This window comes from Ensifer adhaerens (assembly GCF_028993555.1).
Lineage (GTDB): Bacteria > Pseudomonadota > Alphaproteobacteria > Rhizobiales > Rhizobiaceae > Ensifer > Ensifer adhaerens_I.
This window is the reverse complement of record NZ_CP118610.1, coordinates 1,871,044-1,886,566: the sequence shown is the minus strand read 5'-3', so window position 1 is coordinate 1,886,566 and position 15,523 is coordinate 1,871,044. Positions and strand designations below refer to the sequence as shown.

Annotated in this window: 16 protein-coding genes; 10 read left to right on the top strand and 6 right to left on the bottom strand. The window is 63.2% G+C overall.

Going from position 1 to position 15,523, the window contains the following annotated elements:
• Positions 1–10: 10 nt before the first annotated feature.
• Both PWG15_RS09150 and PWG15_RS09145 read left to right on the top strand, forming a co-directional pair.
• Positions 11–940: a lipid A biosynthesis lauroyl acyltransferase gene (locus PWG15_RS09150; protein WP_275024386.1), complete on the top strand. Its 930-nt coding sequence runs from the start codon at positions 11–13 to the stop codon at positions 938–940.
• A 367-nt stretch (positions 941–1,307) separates the two neighbouring features.
• Positions 1,308–2,018 (top strand): PAS domain-containing protein, encoded by a 711-nt coding sequence (locus PWG15_RS09145; RefSeq protein WP_275024108.1) that lies wholly within the window; start codon positions 1,308–1,310, stop codon positions 2,016–2,018.
• A gap of 126 nt (positions 2,019–2,144) precedes the next feature.
• Here the strand turns inward: PWG15_RS09145 and PWG15_RS09140 are convergent, their stop codons facing one another.
• Positions 2,145–2,645 (bottom strand): hemerythrin domain-containing protein, encoded by a 501-nt coding sequence (locus tag PWG15_RS09140; protein ID WP_275024106.1) that lies wholly within the window; start codon positions 2,643–2,645, stop codon positions 2,145–2,147.
• 189 nt (positions 2,646–2,834) lie between these two features.
• On the opposite strand from PWG15_RS09140, the gene ccoN reads away from it, so the two are divergent.
• From ccoN to ccoP, 4 genes are read left to right on the top strand one after another with little or no spacing between them, the layout of a single operon-like run.
• Positions 2,835–4,466 carry a cytochrome-c oxidase, cbb3-type subunit I gene (ccoN, locus tag PWG15_RS09135; protein WP_275024105.1) on the top strand — a complete coding sequence of 544 codons (1,632 nt, stop codon included), beginning with the start codon at positions 2,835–2,837 and terminating at the stop codon, positions 4,464–4,466.
• A gap of 13 nt (positions 4,467–4,479) precedes the next feature.
• Entirely contained in the window at positions 4,480–5,211 is a 732-nt protein-coding gene (ccoO, locus tag PWG15_RS09130; protein ID WP_275024103.1) for a cytochrome-c oxidase, cbb3-type subunit II, read from the top strand.
• Positions 5,212–5,223: 12 nt separating this feature from the next.
• Positions 5,224–5,376: a CcoQ/FixQ family Cbb3-type cytochrome c oxidase assembly chaperone gene (locus PWG15_RS09125; protein WP_057254226.1), complete on the top strand. Its 153-nt coding sequence runs from the start codon at positions 5,224–5,226 to the stop codon at positions 5,374–5,376.
• Positions 5,377–5,380: 4 nt separating this feature from the next.
• A complete protein-coding gene (gene ccoP, locus PWG15_RS09120; RefSeq protein WP_275024100.1) occupies positions 5,381–6,244 on the top strand; it encodes a cytochrome-c oxidase, cbb3-type subunit III in 864 nt (287 codons plus the stop codon).
• A 301-nt stretch (positions 6,245–6,545) separates the two neighbouring features.
• Here the strand turns inward: ccoP and PWG15_RS09115 are convergent, their stop codons facing one another.
• The 5 genes from PWG15_RS09115 to PWG15_RS09095 all read right to left on the bottom strand — a co-directional run bounded on the left by PWG15_RS09115 (position 6,546) and on the right by PWG15_RS09095 (position 10,647).
• Positions 6,546–7,442: a PIG-L family deacetylase gene (locus tag PWG15_RS09115; RefSeq protein ID WP_275024099.1), complete on the bottom strand. Its 897-nt coding sequence runs from the start codon at positions 7,440–7,442 to the stop codon at positions 6,546–6,548.
• 105 nt (positions 7,443–7,547) lie between these two features.
• A complete protein-coding gene (locus PWG15_RS09110) occupies positions 7,548–7,901 on the bottom strand; it encodes a VOC family protein (RefSeq protein WP_275024098.1) in 354 nt (117 codons plus the stop codon).
• Between the two features lie 4 nt (positions 7,902–7,905).
• On the bottom strand, positions 7,906–8,316 hold the full coding sequence (locus PWG15_RS09105) for an SRPBCC family protein (protein WP_275024097.1): 411 nt from the start codon (positions 8,314–8,316) through the stop codon (positions 7,906–7,908).
• A gap of 64 nt (positions 8,317–8,380) precedes the next feature.
• Positions 8,381–9,193 (bottom strand): helix-turn-helix domain-containing protein, encoded by an 813-nt coding sequence (locus tag PWG15_RS09100; protein ID WP_275024096.1) that lies wholly within the window; start codon positions 9,191–9,193, stop codon positions 8,381–8,383.
• Positions 9,169–10,647, bottom strand: a complete 1,479-nt coding sequence (locus PWG15_RS09095) for an alanine/glycine:cation symporter family protein (protein WP_275024094.1) — start codon at positions 10,645–10,647, stop codon at positions 9,169–9,171. Before PWG15_RS09095 ends, PWG15_RS09100 begins: the two co-directional genes overlap by 25 nt.
• Positions 10,648–10,901: 254 nt before the next feature.
• Here PWG15_RS09095 and ccoG point away from each other — a divergent pair, with 254 nt between their 5' ends.
• Genes ccoG through ccoS form a run of 4 tightly spaced genes read left to right on the top strand, consistent with a single transcriptional unit; the run spans position 10,902 to position 15,413 of the window.
• Positions 10,902–12,476 carry a cytochrome c oxidase accessory protein CcoG gene (gene ccoG / locus PWG15_RS09090; RefSeq protein WP_275024093.1) on the top strand — a complete coding sequence of 525 codons (1,575 nt, stop codon included), beginning with the start codon at positions 10,902–10,904 and terminating at the stop codon, positions 12,474–12,476.
• Positions 12,473–12,970: a FixH family protein gene (locus tag PWG15_RS09085; RefSeq protein WP_275024091.1), complete on the top strand. Its 498-nt coding sequence runs from the start codon at positions 12,473–12,475 to the stop codon at positions 12,968–12,970. The genes ccoG and PWG15_RS09085 overlap by 4 nt, the downstream gene beginning before the upstream one ends.
• On the top strand, positions 12,967–15,255 hold the full coding sequence (locus PWG15_RS09080; protein WP_275024089.1) for a cation-translocating P-type ATPase: 2,289 nt from the start codon (positions 12,967–12,969) through the stop codon (positions 15,253–15,255). The genes PWG15_RS09085 and PWG15_RS09080 overlap by 4 nt, the downstream gene beginning before the upstream one ends.
• Entirely contained in the window at positions 15,255–15,413 is a 159-nt protein-coding gene (ccoS, locus tag PWG15_RS09075; protein ID WP_275024088.1) for a cbb3-type cytochrome oxidase assembly protein CcoS, read from the top strand. The genes PWG15_RS09080 and ccoS overlap by 1 nt, the downstream gene beginning before the upstream one ends.
• The last annotated feature ends 110 nt before the right edge of the window (positions 15,414–15,523 follow it).

Here is a 15,523-nt window from a genome sequence, read left to right as displayed (position 1 = left end):
CGACGTGCGCATGCTGATCACACGGCTGGTGCTGGCGGCGGATCGTACCCGCCAGTGGCTGATTGCGCAGTTCGTTTTCCTGCTGCTGACGATCCTGAAGATGTTTCCAGCCGATGGCGCGATCAATTTCATGGATCGCGCCCTGCGGTTCATCGGCCCGAAGACCAGCCGGCAGAAGCTGACGCTCACCAACCTGCGCAACGCTTTTCCGGAGAAGAGCGAAGCGGAGATCAACGAGATTGCGCTTGAGAGCTGGGGCAACATGGGCCGCATGGCGGCCGAATATGTGTTCCTCGACCGTCTGTTCGACTTCGACCCCGAGCGCACGACGCCCGGTCGCGTCGAGGTGTCGGGCATTCCGCTGTTCCTTGAGCTTCGCGACAATCCGCGGCCGTTCATCGTCTTTACGGCACATAGCGGCAACTTCGAGATGCTGCCGGTTGCAGGCTCCTCATTCGGCCTCGACGTGACGGTGCTCTTCCGGCCGCCGAACAACCCTTACGTGGCCGAGAAGGTGTTCAAGTTCCGCGAGGAGCGGATGGGCAACCTCGTGCCGTCGCATGCCGGCTCGTCCTTCGCGCTCGCCCGCCAGCTCGAACGGGGCCTGGGCGTCGGCGTTCTCGTCGACCAGAAGTTCCGCAAGGGCCTGAAGACCAAGTTCTTCGGCCAAGACGTGCAGACCAATCCGCTGCTGGCCAAGCTGGTGCGCCAGTTCAACTGCGAAGTCTATCCGGCCCGTTGCATAAGGTTGCCGGGCGGCCGTTTCCGGCTGGAGCTGGAACCGGCGATCGCTATTCCCCGCAAGCCTGACGGCAATGTCGACGTCACCGCGACGGCGCAGGTGCTGAACGACAAGGTGGAAAGCTGGGTACGCGAGTATCCCGGTCAGTGGCTGTGGTATCACGACCGCTGGCACATCAAGCGCTACCTCAAGGACTGATTCCCCTCCGCACGGACGATCGCGCCTGCGCGTCGTTCCTTGCCGCATGAAAATTCGACGCGTGCCGATATCGGCTCGGCGGTCGCCACGCGCGTGGCCCGCCTGCGGCACCGTGTGCCGAATTTGCCGTGAAAATGCTTCAAAAGGTTAAGTTTTTCTTTCTGCTGTTGAACGCTAACGCAATGAGTGTAAACTCAACGTTGTCTTCGCGAGGGGAAGACTGCAAGCGCTTTGGGTGGCCGGAGCGGTGTGGTTTTACACGGAAGGGGTGGGGAAGCATCAAAAACTAAATCAGTGTCTGCAGCATCAACGCCTATCTTGTAAGTGCATCGAAGCGGCTCTGCCGTGGGGGAATTGGGGTTTCGAATTGAACGCACTGATTGAGCTGTTCTGGTTCAAATATTCGCAGCTGCAGTATGCCGTACGTACGGCAGACGAGCATTTGATCGGCATTCTGGATCGCGAATTGGATCCGATCCTCAGATCCGTCTACGACGAGAAGGCGGTGAGCGTCGAAGATGCCCGACTTCAATTCCAGTTCCTGATCGACATCCTGCGCGTCGAAGCCGACGACATCTCCTGTGTGCTCAGACACTCACAATTGCTGCAGTCGCTGATCAACCGCTATTTCGCAGCGACCGGTGCGGAGAAGTTCGCCGACCTCCAGCTCGAGCGCCTGCCGGCCCAGCCGAGCAAGGGCAGGGCGGATGAAGGCCTGCTCAACGAGGCGATCCTCGACAGCTTCCCGGATCGCATTGCGGTGATCACGCCCGACTACCGCTACCTCTATACCAATCCGCTGAATGCCAACCATCTGGCGAGCCGTCCGATGGATCTGATCGGCCGGCACATCGTCGAGTTCATCGGCATCCAGCGTTTCGAGCAGCGTGTGAAGTCCTACCTCGATCGGTGTTTTTCGGGCGAAGTGGTCGACTATACCTTCGCCAAGACCGTCGATGCGCGCACGGTCGTCGTGCGCTGCCGGCTGACGCCGTGCACGTCCAGCACCGGCAAGCTCATCGGTGCTATCCTGGTGATCCAGGAACACGCCGACCGCCGCCGCGCGATTGCCGCATGAGGGCGCGAGCCGTCGGCACTGGCAGGAAGCCGGTGCTGCCCGGAAAGTCGAATTCAAAAGTGATAAGGCGCGACCGGAAGTCGGTCGCGCCTTATTCTGTTTCACCTGTCGCCCTGTTCGCTAGCGTCACCCCGCCGGTGCGGTGATGCTGCGCAGACATTCCTGCTCGAAGCCCACGTGCCGCCTTAGGCTCGTGAAGAAGCCGCGCAGCATGTAGCCGGCGGTTTCGGCATTGACCGTCTGGTCAGCGGCGCCGAGGCGCTCCAGCATTTCCGTCAGTTCTTCGGCGAAGCATTCGTCCTCGCAATGCTCGTATTTCAGCCGCTCCAGCGTCGCGCCGATCGTCGGGTCGCCACGGAACGTGCGTTCGATCCACGGGAACACCAGGCTTTCCTCGCCGGAGTGCATTTCGCGGATCATCGGTCCGAGCACCTTGGCGGCGTAGACGCATTTCTGCCGGTCGATTTCGGCGGGCAGGCTGTCGGCGATTTCTTCCAGGCTGTGGCAGAGTGCGAGTTGTTCTTCATGCGCGCGGGCGAGCCAGGCGAAGGGCTCGGCCGCCGGGACAGGGCGGGGGGGCGGCTCGGGCCGGCTCCGGATTCGTCCATCCTCAAAAGTCTTTTTCATCGGCTTCAGACGCCAGCTCCCATGGCGCTCCCTATTGTTTGCCGAGGATGATCCAATCGAGGCGCTCCAGCCTTGATCTGAATCAAGGCCAGGCTGCCCCGATTCTGACACTTTCCGGCAAGCTGCAGTGGCGTGCCTCGTTCCGGGGCGTGTCTCCGCGTGCGATCGGACCAAGTTGGGGACCCAACCATGAAATACACATTCGAGATGATCCTGCTCGGGGTCGGTGCTTTCCTGGCGCTTGTCGGCGCCGGGTTTGCCCAGGACCGGCACTTTGAAGCCCATATGTGGGTGCTGTTCTTCGTGCTTCTTGCCGGCACCATCGTGCTGATGCGACGCATCGAGTTCAGCCCGGTTTCCGCAGGCAGGGCGCCACCACCACCGCCGCAGTCGGAATATTTCGACGACGTGGTCAAGTATGGCGTGATCGCCACCGTCTTCTGGGGCGTCGTCGGCTTTCTCGTGGGCGTCGTGGTTGCGCTCCAGCTCGCCTTTCCGGACCTCAACATCGAGCCCTGGTTCAACTTCGGCCGCATGCGGCCGCTTCACACCTCGGCAGTGATCTTCGCCTTCGGCGGCAACGCGCTCATTGCGACTTCGTTCTATATCGTCCAGCGCACCAGCCGCGCGCGCCTTTTCGGTGGCAATCTCGGCTGGTTCGTGTTCTGGGGCTACCAGCTGTTCATCGTCATGGCCGCCACCGGCTATCTCCTGGGCATCACCCAGTCGAAGGAATATGCGGAGCCGGAATGGTACGTCGACCTCTGGCTGACGATCGTCTGGGTTGCCTATCTCATCGCCTTCCTCGGCACGCTTCTGACGCGCAAGGAGCCGCATATCTATGTGGCCAACTGGTTTTACCTCGCCTTCATCGTCACGATCGCGATGCTGCACATCGTCAACAACCTGGCGGTACCGGTGTCCTTCCTCGGCTCGAAGAGCTATTCGGCTTTCTCCGGGGTGCAGGATGCGCTGACGCAATGGTGGTACGGGCATAACGCCGTTGGCTTCTTCCTGACGGCGGGCTTCCTCGGCATGATGTATTACTTCATCCCGAAGCAGGCGAACCGCCCCGTCTATTCCTACCGTCTGTCGATCATCCACTTCTGGTCGCTGATCTTCATGTATATCTGGGCGGGCCCGCACCACCTGCATTATACGGCGCTGCCCGACTGGGCGCAGACGCTCGGCATGGTGTTCTCGGTCATGCTGTGGATGCCCTCCTGGGGCGGCATGATCAACGGCCTGATGACGCTGTCCGGCGCCTGGGACAAGATCCGTACCGATCCGATCATCCGCATGATGGTGATGGCGGTTGCCTTCTACGGCATGGCGACCTTCGAAGGTCCGATGATGTCGATCAAGACGGTCAACTCGCTCAGCCACTACACCGACTGGACGATCGGCCACGTGCATTCCGGCGCGCTCGGCTGGAACGGCCTCATCACCTTCGGTGCGATCTACTATCTCGTTCCGAAGCTGTGGAACCGCGAGCGCCTCTACAGCGTGCGCATGGTCAACTGGCACTTCTGGCTCGCCACGCTCGGCATCGTCGTCTACGCGGCGGTCATGTGGGTCGCCGGCATCCAGCAGGGCCTGATGTGGCGCGAGTACGACGACCAGGGCTTCCTCGTCTATTCCTTCGCGGAATCGGTCGCGGCCATGGTTCCCTACTACGTGCTACGTGCTCTTGGCGGCGCACTGTTCCTCGCCGGGGCTCTGCTCATGGCCTTCAACGTAACAATGACCATCCTCGGCCGCGTGCGCGACGAAGCTCCGATTTTCGGTGCTGCTCAGCCCGCGCTGAAAGCTGCGGAATAGGAGGGCATAGACCATGTCCATTCTCGACAAACACGCGACCCTTGAACGCAACGCGACGCTGCTGCTCGTCGGCTCGCTGCTCGTCGTCTCCATCGGCGGCATCGTGGAAATCGCGCCGCTCTTCTATCTCGAAAACACCATCGAGAAGGTGGAAGGCATGCGGCCCTATTCGCCGCTGGAACTTGCCGGTCGCGACATCTATGTCCGTGAAGGCTGCTACGTCTGTCACAGCCAGATGATCCGTCCGTTCCGCGACGAAGTGGAGCGCTACGGCCACTACTCGCTGGCGGCAGAATCCATGTACGACCATCCGTTCCAGTGGGGCTCCAAGCGCACCGGGCCGGATCTCGCCCGCGTCGGCGACCGTTACTCCAACGAGTGGCACGTGCAGCACATGATCGAGCCGCGCTCGGTCGTGCCGGAATCGGTCATGCCGAGCTACGCCTTCCTCAAGGACACGACGCTCGACGTGAACAACATCGCTGCCAACCTGAAGGCGAACAAGGCGGTCGGCGTTCCCTATACGGACGAGATGATCGACAGCGCGCTCGCCGACATCAAGGCGCAGGCCGATCCCAACGCGGACACGTCCGGCGTCGAGGCGCGCTATCCGAAGGCCAAGCTCGGCGACTTCGACGGCAACCCGCAGAAGCTGACGGAGATGGACGCGCTTATCGCCTATCTGCAGATGCTTGGCACGCTGGTCGACTTCTCCACCTACGACGACACGACAGGCTATCGCTGAGGAGAAACGCACATGGAAACCTACACGGCCATGCGCCAGTTCGCCGATAGCTGGGCGCTCCTTGCCATGACGCTCTTCTTCCTGGGCGTCGTCGGTTTCATCTTCCGGCCCGGCGCCAAGAAGGCCGCCGATGATGCCGCAGCCATCCCCCTGAAGGAGGATTAATAGAATGGCGGACAAACACGTCGACGAAATCAGCGGCGTCGAGACCACCGGCCACGAATGGGACGGTATCCGCGAGCTCAACAACCCGATGCCGCGCTGGTGGGTCTATACCTTCTACGCGACCATCGTCTGGGCGATTGGCTACATGATCGTCTATCCGGCGGTGCCGCTGCTGACGGACGCGACCAAGGGCGTGCTCGGCTATTCGAGCCGCGCCGAGGTGAGTGCGGAACTCGCAAGCGCCAAGGCGGCACAGGCCGGCAATCTCGAAAAGATCGCCGAGAGCTCGATCGAGCAGATCATTGCCGATCCGCAGCTGCAGCAGTTCGCCGTTTCCGGCGGCGCCTCGGCCTTCAAGGTCAACTGTGCCCAGTGCCACGGCTCGGGTGCGGCCGGTTCTGCCGGCTTCCCGAACCTCAACGACGACGACTGGCTCTGGGGCGGCAAGCCCGAGGAGATCTACCAGACGATCGCCCACGGCATTCGTTACAACGGTGACGGCGAGACCCGCGTTTCGGAAATGCCGGCCTTTACCGAAATCCTGAAGCCCGAAGAGATCAAGCAGACGGCCGCCTACGTCGTCAGCCTCACCGGTACGCCGTCGGACGTCTCGATGGTCGAGCCGGGCAAGGCCCTGTTCGCCGCCAACTGCGCCTCGTGCCACGGCCCCGACGCCAAGGGCAACCGCGAGTTCGGCGCCCCGAACCTGGCCGACGCCCTGTGGCTGAACGGCGAGGGCGAGCAGGCGATCATCGCCCAGATGAGGGCGCCGAAGCACGGTGTCATGCCCGCCTGGCTTCCACGCCTCGGCGACACCACGGTCAAGCAGCTTGCCGTCTTCGTGCATTCGTTGGGCGGCGGTGAGTGAGGGCTTGCGACCGAGCTCTAGCGCTTGCCCTTCATCCGCCTGCCGGAACCTTCTCCCCGTCATGACGGGGAGAACCGAGCCAGCCGCACCGGCTTTGCTCATCTCGGCGTGTCGCCAAGCTCGGACACTGCGGCCGGGTCATGGAACGCTGCGGTTTAGAAATGCTGCGGTTCGCGTTCGAGGGCGCGCCCAGCGTTTCTCTCCCCGCGTGCGGGGAGACATGTCCGGCAGCCAGTGAGGGGCGAGCCGAAAGGCGCAGGGCGGTGAGGGCTGAGGGCCGCGTCGAAAGACGCGGCCTTTCTCATTCCAGTGCCGCCGCGATCGTCGCGCCGACGACGACGCTCGAAAGCGCCGTGCCGAGAAGCAGCGAGGTGTTGACCGGCTTCTTGACCACGGTGCCGAAGTTGAAGAAGTTCATCGGCAGCAGATGAAATCCGCCGCCTTCCGGCTTACTGCGCGGTGCTTCCATGAAGCATTCGTCGTCGAACCAGATCCAGTCGTCGCGCCAGGTCCAGCAGCCGTGTTCGCGATAGACGGAGGCGACCTGTTCGGCGAAGGCCTTGTCAGCGGGCAGGCGGATATAGTCGGTCGGCTTGCGGCTGAAATACTGCATGGCAAGCGGCATCGAGCGCTCGGTGCAGTAGTTGGACATCCACAGCTTGAAGCCGATCTCGTGGCGCAGCCGGTCGAGCACACGGAAGACCTGCACATGGTCCTCATGGCCGTATTCGCCCCAGGGATTGTGGGTGAAGACGTTCATGTCGGGTTTGAGCAGCGGCCGCAGCGTTCGGTAGAGCGTCTCGTAGTTGTCGCGATAGGCCTGGGCGATCGGCCGGTTCGAATGGCGGAAGTTGCCGGGCATGATCTGCGACAGCGACTTCTTGACGATGCGCTTGGCTTCGCGGCGCGTACCTTCGGTGCCGAACTCCATGCCGAAGGGGCCGGGCTTCGGGTTGCTCCAGTCGGCGCAGTCGAACGAGCCGGTTTCCTCCATCTCCAGGAAACGCACGTTGCCGCGCGGATAGGCCTTGATCGCGGCAGCGCGCGCATCGCCCATCTGCGGCTCCGACCAGATGTCGCGGTAAAGGATGATGACCTGATCAACCTTGTTGAGGATCGAGGTGAACCACAGGAGCTCGTCGTCGGGATGGGCGCCGATGATGACGGAGTTTTTCAGGAAATCGTGTGTGTCGGCCATTGCTCTTGCGCCCTTCTTGTTCTTCGCGTGCAATTCTGGCGTGTAGAGATTAAGCCGACGTAAAGCGGAAAAGCCCGTCCACAGGGACGTTGACGGGCTTGTTTGTCATTGTGTGGACCAGACCGCCAGTTCGTATCCATCGGGATCGGCGAAGTGGAAGCGGCGACCGCCGGGGAAGGAGAAGATTGGCTTGACGATCTTGCCGCCGGCCTTTTCGACGCGGACCAGCATGTCCTCGAGATTGTCGGCATAGAGGATGATCAGCGGGCCGCCGCTTCGAACCGGACCGGTGGTGGTAAAGCCGCCGGTCAGCCGGCCGTCCTGGAATTCGCAATATTCCGGGCCGTAGTCGGTGAAGGTCCAGCCGAAGGCGCTGCCGTAGAATGCCTTGGTGGCAGTGATGTCCGAGACGTTGAATTCGACATAGTCGATTCGGCTGTCGTTGCCCTTGTTACCCATTTTCCTACCTGTCTTTTCCCGATTCCATGATCGATTTCAGGGTGGCGAGATCCTTCTCCACCCAGCTGGCGTCGCCGGCAAACTGTTCCCCGCTCATGCCGGGCTGCCGCAGAAGCGTGAACATCACCTCCGCGCCATCGCCGTTCGGCACGACGCGCAGCGCGTTGTGTACCTTCGTGCCATCTTCGAGCGTCACCAGATGATCGACGACGCCGAAGTCGTTGGCGGGAGCAAAGTGCACGCGGGCGTTGCCGAGCGGCCCCGGCGCCAGCCAATGATCGCCCGCGCGTGTCAGGCCCAACGAGAGGCCGGACGCCCAGCGCGGCATGTTTTCTGGCCTGGCCATGAAGGCATAGACCTCGCGCCAGTCGCGGTTGATCGTGGTGTGAACGATCTTTGCTTCAAGTGTTGCCATGCTCTGTTCTCCTGAACGAAGGAGTAGCACGGCTGATCTCACCGGTCTTGAACGAAACGGCCAATCAGGCGGCTTGCCGGACGACGGAGAGCTGGCGGCGGATTTCGGCGGGTGAGAGCGACGTCAGTTCCCGGGCCTCGCGCGAAAGATGCGCCTGATCGGCGTAACCGGCATCGAAGGCGAGCAAGCCGAGTGTGGCGGATGGTTCTCTTTGGCAGGCCTTGAGGAAACGTTGCAGACGCAGGATACGGTCGAGCGTCTTGGCACCATAGCCGAAATGCTCGTGGCAGCGGCGGCGCAGCGTTCGCTCGCTGGTGCCGGTGGCGGTGGCCAATGCGCGGATGGGGTTGTCGGACGGTTCATACCGTTGCCGGAGACGGGCGAGGGCGGCTGCGACATCGCCAGGAGGCGGGGAGACGGCTGGTGATCGCTCCAGCACGGCTGCCGTCAAGATAGCGGTGCGGATCGCATCCGGCGCGTCCTGAAGCTTGGCATCCAGTTCGCGCGCGGCCTTGCCCCAGAAGGTATCGAGCGGGACGATCTCGCCGGTGATTTCCGAAAGCGACGCGCGCAGAAACGACGCGGCGACGCCCGGGCGAAAGCGCAGGCCGATGACCTTGGCACCCGGCGCGATGACCGGAAAGGCAGCTACCCGGTCAGGACCGGCAACCACGAGACCGCGATCCGACCAGAGGATATCGACGCAACCGTCGGGCACGACCGCGATCGGCGCGGGCGGCGCGTCCGGCATCTGGTGGCTCCAGAGGCATTCGACATGGCCGTCAAGCGCGCCTGGCGCGGCACGCTCGCGATAGATGCCGCGCCGCTTGGCCAGTGTCAGCCCTGTAGGTGTCAGGGGCTCGATGGAGCCGTCCATGCCTTGTCCTTTACGCTCCTGTTCATGCCGATCACCTCTTCGCGCGACCAGATTTCGCCGTCGATCTGGCCCTGCAGCTCCGGATAGTCGGCGGCGTGGAACACCGGATCGAGACCCCGCCGGCGCTGGGCGAAATAGTCCTTCGTCAGCTTGGCAATGGTACCGGACAGAAGCACGATGGCAATGAGGTTGATCGTCGCCATCAGGCCCATGGAGGCGTCGGCCGCGTCGAACACGGTGGTGATGCTCTCCGACGCGCCCCAGACGACCATGGCGAGCACGGCGCAACGCATGATCGTCACGCCGAGCCGGTTGGCGCCGCCGAGATAGGTGAGCGCGTTTTCGGCATAGGAATAGTTGCCGATGATCGAGGTGAAGGCGAAGAAGAAGATCGCGATCGCGATGAAGTAGCTGCCGGCCCAGCCGATATGCACGTTCATCGCCGCCTGGGTCAGCTGCGTGCCGGTGACGCCGGAGCCGGGCTCGAGCGTACCCGACATGAGAATCATCACCGAAGTCGCCGTGCAGATCAGAATGGTGTCGATGAAGACGCCGAGCGACTGCACGAAACCTTGAGCGGAGGGATGATGCGGCACGGGCGTTGCGACGGCTGCGATGTTCGGGGCCGAGCCCATGCCGGCCTCGTTGGAGAACAGGCCGCGCTTGACGCCGTTCATCATCGCCGCGGTCACGCCGCCGGCAACGCCACCGACGGCCTCGTGCAGGCCGAAGGCGCTGGAGACGATGGTCCACAGCACGCTCGGCACCATCGCCGCATTGGCGACGAGCACATAGATCGCCGTCAGGAGATAGGCGATCGCCATGAAGGGTACGACGATTTCGGCGACGCGGGCAATCTGGCGGATGCCGCCGAAGATGACGATGCCGGAGATGGCAGCGACCGCAACGCCGACGACGAGCTTCGGTACGCCGAAGGCGCCCTGGACGGCATCGGCGATGGAATTTGCCTGCACCGCATTGAAGACGAGACCGAAGGAGAGGATGAGGCAGACGGAAAAGATCGTTGCCGCCCAGGGCGCGTTAAGGCCGCGGGCGATGTAGAAGGCCGGACCGCCGCGATACTGGCCGTCTTCGTTCCTGACCTTGTAGAGCTGGGCCAGCGCGCTTTCGGCATAGGCCGTCGCCATGCCGACGAGCGCCACCATCCACATCCAGAAGGTCGCGCCCGGACCGCCGAGATAAAGTGCGACCGCGACACCGGCGAGGTTGCCGGTGCCGACGCGCGAGGCGAGGCTGACGGTCAGCGCCTGGAACGGGCTGATGCCGGCTGCGTCCTTCGAGCCGCCGCTGCTCAAGACGCGGAACATCTCGCCAAAATGCACGATCTGCGGAAAGCCGAGGCGGAGCGTGAAGTAGATGCCGACGGCGAGCAGGCCGTAGATCAGCACGTAGCCCCAAAAGATCGTGTTCAGAAAGCCGATGATCGCGTCCATGCGGTTCCTCTTCGGTATTGCTGGATGTGGTGATGTATCGAACCGCGAGGGCGGATCGGATGGAAAAGCCCGGGCATTTCTCGTGAAAGCCTGCGCATTTCGTACGAAGCCCCGGGTATTTCCTGCAACGGCCCCCGGGCGTTTCGCCGCATGCAGGCGCTTTAGCCCGCAAACTTGACACAGATCAACGTTTTCGGCGGCCAAATCGGGCAAAAGGTGGTGCAATGCATGACATATCCGGGGATTTCCCACAAATGAGCCCTCAATCCGCCGCAAATCCAGCCTCCGTCGAACGCCACGAGGCCGAACCAGTCAATGCGGCGCATGTGCGCAAGCCGCTTTACGAAAAACGCAGGAAGATCTTCCCGAAACGCGCCGAAGGCAGTTTCCGCCGCTTCAAGTGGCTGGTGATGCTGGTGACGCTCGGCATCTACTATCTGACGCCATGGATCCGCTGGGATCGCGGCGAGCACGCGCCGGACCAGGCGGTGCTCGTCGATCTCGCCGCCCGGCGCTTCTACTTCTTCTTCATCGAGATCTGGCCGCAGGAGTTCTTCTTCGTCGCCGGCCTGTTGGTGATGGCGGGTTTCGGCCTGTTCCTGGTGACCTCGGCCGTCGGGCGCGCCTGGTGTGGCTATACCTGTCCGCAAACGGTCTGGGTCGATCTCTTTCTGGTGGTCGAGCGCTACATCGAAGGCGACCGCAACGCCCGCATGAAGCTCGATGCCGGCCCCTGGACATTCGACAAGATCGTCAAGCGGGTGTCGAAGCATACGATCTGGATCCTGATCGGCATTGCCACCGGCGGTGCCTGGATCTTCTATTTTGCCGATGCACCAACGCTGCTCAAAAGCTTCGTCTCGCTGGAAGCACCGACCGTTGCCTACATGACCGTCGGCATCCTGACCGCCACCACCTATGTCTTCGGCGGCCTCATGCGCGAGCAGGTCTGCACCTATATGTGCCCATGGCCGCGCATACAGGCGGCGATGCTCGATGAAAACTCGCTGGTGGTCACCTACAACGATTGGCGCGGCGAGCCGCGCTCGCGCCACCAGAAGAAGGCGGTGGCAGCCGGGGAGGCCGTGGGCGATTGCGTCGATTGCAACGCCTGCGTCGTCGTCTGTCCGATGGGCATCGACATTCGCGACGGCCAGCAGCTCGAATGCATCACCTGCGCGCTCTGCATCGACGCCTGCAACAGCGTCATGGACAAGGTTGGCCGCGAACGCGGACTGATCTCCTATGCGACGCTGAACGACTATGCCGCCAATATGGCGCTTGCCACCAATGGCGGCACGGCTGCGATCGACCCCGGTCGCGTGCGCGACGCCGAAGGCAATTTCTCCGACAAGGTACGCCACTTCAACTGGAAGATCGTCTTCCGTCCGCGCGTTCTCGTCTATCTCGGCGTCTGGACGCTCGTCGGCATCGGGCTGCTCTATGCGCTCCTGTCGCGTGACCGGCTGGAGCTCAACGTGCTGCACGACCGCAACCCGCAATTCGTCGTCGAATCCGACGGTTCGGTGCGCAACGGCTACATGGTCAAGCTCTTGAACATGATCCCCGAACAACGCACGATCACGCTCGCGATCGACGGCATGCCCTCGGCGACGATGCGTCTCGCCGGTCATGCGCCGGGCGATGGTCGCACTTTTGCCGTCGGGGTCGATCCGGACAAGGTGACGGCGGTTAAGGTCTTCGTGACGCTGCCAAAGGACAAGCTTTCCGAAGCGGCCGATGGCTTCAGCCTCATCGTCGAGGATCCGTCGAGCCACGAGCGCGACGTCTACAAGGCCAACTTCAACAGCCCGGGAGCCGCGAAATGACGATGAGACAGGCAAAAGCACCGAGGCCCTTCACCGGCTGGCATATGCTCGGCGTCATGGTGCTGTTCTTCGGCACCATCATCACCGTCAACCTGATCATGGCCTGGAACGCCAGCCATAGCTGGAGCGGGCTCGTGGTGCAGAACACCTATGTCGCCAGCCAGCAGTTCAATGGCAAGGTGAAGGAGGCAAAGGCCTTTGCCGCCAGCGGGCTCGAAGGCAAGCTCAGTGTCGAGAACGAGGCGCTGCGCTACACGCTGACGCGACAGGGCAAGCCGGAACTGACCGCCGACAAGGTGGTCGCGGTTCTGAAGCGTCCGGTCGAGGAGCATGAGGACGTCACGGTCGAGATGGCGCATCAGGGCGAGGGCGTCTTCATTGCCGCGGCGACGCTGAAGCGCGGCCAGTGGATTGCCGATATCACCGCGACCAAGGGCGAAACGGTCGTCTACCGCCAGGCGGTCCGCTTCATGGTGCCGGGAGCAGCGCAATGAGCTGCTGCGCTCCCGGAACCGAAATGGCTCTGGAGATCGACAGGGCCGGGCAGGGTCTGCCGACATCGGAAGAGCTTTGGCTGACGAGCCGCTCGCTCGGCGGGGGACTGCGCCAGACCGATCTCAGCGTGCCCGGCGTGCATTGCGGCGCCTGCATCACCACGCTCGAAGGCGCACTGAAAGCCCGTCCGGAGGTTGATCGGGCACGCGTGAACCTCTCGTCGCGGCGCGTCTCGATCGTGTGGAAGGAAGAGCTCGATGGGACCCGTACCGATCCGCGGGAACTGGCGCGGGCGATCCGCGCTCGCGGCTACGAGACACATCTTTTTGCGCCGGGCGAGGAAGACGGCGACCAGACGTTGAAGAAACTGGTGCGTGCCGTTGCCGTGGCAGGTTTCGCCTCGGCCAACATCATGCTCTTGTCCGTTTCCGTCTGGTCGGGCGCGGAGGCGGCCACCCGCGATCTCTTTCACTGGATCTCGGCGCTCATTGCCGCCCCGACGTTGATCTATGCCGGGCGCTTTTTCTACGCGTCTGCCTGGAACGCGCTGAAGCACGGCCGCACCAACATGGATGTGCCGATCGCGCTCGCGATCACGCTCTCCTTCTCGATCTCGCTCTATGAGACGATCACGCACGGCACCCATGCCTGGTTCGACGGCACGGTGATGCTTTTGTTCTTCCTGCTGATCGGCCGCACGCTCGACCACATGATGCGCGGACGCGCGCGCTCGGCGATCAGCAGCTTGGCCAGGCTTTCGCCGCGCGGCGCCATGGTGCTCGATGCGGAAGGCGGGCGCGAGTATCGCCCCGTCGATGAAATCAGGCCGGGCGAAAAACTGGCGATATCAGCCGGCGAGCGCGTTCCCGTCGATGGCCTCATTCTCGTCGGCGCCAGCGATCTCGACCGCTCGATCGTCAATGGCGAGAGCGCGCCGGCACCCGTCAGGGTTGGCGACACGGTCGAGGCCGGCACGCTCAACCTCACGGGACCACTGACCATCGAGGCGACGGCTGCAGCACGCGATTCGCTGCTTGCCGAGATCATGGGGCTGATGGAGGCCGCCGAAGGGGGCAGGGCGCGCTACCGCCGCATTGCCGACCGGGCGGCGCAATATTATTCGCCTGCGGTGCACCTGCTGGCACTGGTCAGCTTCATCGGCTGGATGTTCGTCAACGGCGACTTCCACCACGCGATGCTGGTGGCCGTCGCGGTCCTGATCATCACCTGCCCCTGCGCGCTCGGCCTCGCGGTGCCGGTGGTGCAGGTCATTGCCGCCGGGAGGCTCTTCCAGAACGGCGTCATGGTCAAGGATGGCTCGGCCATGGAGCGGCTCGCCGAGATCGATACCGTTCTGCTCGACAAGACCGGCACGCTGACTGTGGGCGAGCCGCGGCTCGTCAACGGTCAGGAGATCCAGCCATCGACCCTTGCGACTGCGGCCGGGCTTGCCGTGCATTCGCGCCATCCTTTGGCGATGGCCATCCACGATGCGGCGAAGATTGCCCCGGTCATTGCCGGCGAGATCCGCGAAATCCCCGGTGCCGGCATCGAAGCGAGCACAGACTCGGGAATCTACAGGCTCGGCAGCCGCGCATTCGCCTGCGGCGACGCCGGCGAGGCCAGCGGCCAGTCGGAGGTGATCCTGTCGCTCGATGGCCGAGAACTTGGCCACTTCCGCTTCGAGGACCGCTTGCGGCCGTTCGCCCGCGAAAGCATCGATGAGCTCGGCCACCTGGGCCTGTCGACCGGTATTCTCTCCGGCGACCGAGAGCCTGTCGTGGCGGCCCTTGCCCGCCGGGTCGGCATAGAGCGCTTCAAGGCCGAGCTGACACCGCGTGGCAAGGTCGACGAGTGTGCTCTTGCAGCCGAAGGCGGGCACCGCGTGCTGATGGTCGGCGACGGTATCAACGACGCGCCGGCGTTGCGCGCGGCCCACGTCTCGATGGCGCCGGCTACGGCGGCCGATGTCGGACGCCAGGCGGCAGATTTCGTCTTCCTGCATCAGGGGCTCAACGCCGTGCCGATGGCGATCGATACGTCGCGCCGGGCCGGTCGGCTCATCCGCCAGAACTTCGCGCTGGCGATCGGCTACAACGTGATCGCCGTGCCGATCGCGATCCTCGGCTATGCGACGCCGCTGATCGCGGCCGTCGCCATGTCGACCTCGTCGGTGATCGTGGTTGCCAACGCCTTGCGCCTGCGCGCTGCCACCGGCAATGTTGCAGAGAAGGCGCGCGACGGCCAAGCGCCTGCAAGCCTGCGGCCGCTCGGGAGCGCCTGATGAACACGCTGATCTATCTCATTCCGATCGCATTGTTTCTCGGTGGGATCGGTCTCGTCGCCTTCCTCTGGGCGCTGAAGAGCGGCCAGTACGAGGACCTCGAAGGGGCTGCGTGGCGCGTGCTCGACGATGGCGACGGCAAGCCTGAAAAGAAGTGATTTTGTCAGGAATCGCTTGTCGTTAATCGATTTGAATGCCAAAACATCCTCCGCCGTCGCTTCTCGCGCCAGGGCCTTCGACAGAGCCCCGCGCGAGCGGCGAAGTTCAA

Bases quoted from the DNA above. Each gene is read 5' to 3' on its own strand.
- PWG15_RS09150 (WP_275024386.1), top strand. From the start codon at position 11: ATGCTGATCACACGGCTGGTGCTGGCGGCGGATCGTACCCGCCAGTGG.
- PWG15_RS09140 (WP_275024106.1), bottom strand. From the start codon at position 2,645: ATGAAAAAGACTTTTGAGGATGGACGAATCCGGAGCCGGCCCGAGCCG.
- ccoN (WP_275024105.1), top strand. From the start codon at position 2,835: ATGAAATACACATTCGAGATGATCCTGCTCGGGGTCGGTGCTTTCCTG.
- ccoO (WP_275024103.1), top strand. From the start codon at position 4,480: ATGTCCATTCTCGACAAACACGCGACCCTTGAACGCAACGCGACGCTG.
- PWG15_RS09125 (WP_057254226.1), top strand. From the start codon at position 5,224: ATGGAAACCTACACGGCCATGCGCCAGTTCGCCGATAGCTGGGCGCTC.
- ccoP (WP_275024100.1), top strand. From the start codon at position 5,381: ATGGCGGACAAACACGTCGACGAAATCAGCGGCGTCGAGACCACCGGC.
- PWG15_RS09115 (WP_275024099.1), bottom strand. From the start codon at position 7,442: ATGGCCGACACACACGATTTCCTGAAAAACTCCGTCATCATCGGCGCC.
- PWG15_RS09110 (WP_275024098.1), bottom strand. From the start codon at position 7,901: ATGGGTAACAAGGGCAACGACAGCCGAATCGACTATGTCGAATTCAAC.
- PWG15_RS09105 (WP_275024097.1), bottom strand. From the start codon at position 8,316: ATGGCAACACTTGAAGCAAAGATCGTTCACACCACGATCAACCGCGAC.
- PWG15_RS09100 (WP_275024096.1), bottom strand. From the start codon at position 9,193: ATGGACGGCTCCATCGAGCCCCTGACACCTACAGGGCTGACACTGGCC.
- PWG15_RS09095 (WP_275024094.1), bottom strand. From the start codon at position 10,647: ATGGACGCGATCATCGGCTTTCTGAACACGATCTTTTGGGGCTACGTG.
- ccoG (WP_275024093.1), top strand. From the start codon at position 10,902: ATGAGCCCTCAATCCGCCGCAAATCCAGCCTCCGTCGAACGCCACGAG.
- PWG15_RS09085 (WP_275024091.1), top strand. From the start codon at position 12,473: ATGACGATGAGACAGGCAAAAGCACCGAGGCCCTTCACCGGCTGGCAT.
- PWG15_RS09080 (WP_275024089.1), top strand. From the start codon at position 12,967: ATGAGCTGCTGCGCTCCCGGAACCGAAATGGCTCTGGAGATCGACAGG.
- ccoS (WP_275024088.1), top strand. From the start codon at position 15,255: ATGAACACGCTGATCTATCTCATTCCGATCGCATTGTTTCTCGGTGGG.